This is a genomic window from Pectobacterium versatile (genome assembly GCF_020166435.1).
Lineage (GTDB): Bacteria > Pseudomonadota > Gammaproteobacteria > Enterobacterales > Enterobacteriaceae > Pectobacterium > Pectobacterium versatile.
In genome coordinates this window covers 1-660 of the sequence record NZ_JAINZP010000067.1, presented here as the reverse complement: position 1 = coordinate 660, position 660 = coordinate 1, and the positions used below count along the sequence as shown (strand labels likewise).

Here is a 660-nt window from a genome sequence, read left to right as displayed (position 1 = left end):
GCAACGGTGTGCTCCCAGTCAATTTTGCGGTAGGCCAGCGACACTTCAATCAGTTGGGTGTAGTCCAGCTTGGACGGGTCCTGACAGTGTGGCATTTTGCAGTCGATATCCACGATGGTGGCATCGGTCAGGATGGTAGAGAAGAAGTGCTCCTGCTTACCCTCCACCGAGGTGCGATACCACTTCAGGGTCGTGGTTGGCAACATTTCACCAGTAGACAGTGCGTTGTACAGCAGCGGGACCGCTTTGTTCAGTGCGACGGTGAATTTGAACGGCTTGTGCACACGCTGGCCGGATGGCTGACCGGACTGCGGGTCGGTGGGTACGGTAACCACGTGTTTGAATTCCTGCACCAGCATTTCATCTTCGTGGCCTTCCACATAGATGTTGCCGACAGAGTCAGAGGTGAAAGCACCCGCGGTGATGTTGCCCTGAGTTTTACCTTCGATGCTGATATAGCATGGAGTTGGCATAGTCTTGCTCCTTGTTGTTGAACGAGTTGAATAACTTCACGTTCTGTATAGCAATCCACATGCCAACTTTTATCTTGTTGTTTTTAATAAGAAATGACTTAACTAAAATTTTCCTTAAGTAAAATTTGAGCAAAAAGTTGCGCAGACCTCGTGAAAAAACGGCATCCATTGCGCAAAAAGTGATTTC

General features: G+C 48.9%; 1 protein-coding gene. It reads right to left on the bottom strand.

Annotation, left to right across the window (positions count from 1 at the left end; genetic code table 11):
* On the bottom strand, positions 1-473 hold a 473-nt coding region (locus K7X24_RS21940), incomplete at its 3' end, for an Hcp family type VI secretion system effector (protein WP_224558281.1).
* Between the last annotated feature and the right edge of the window lie 187 nt (positions 474-660).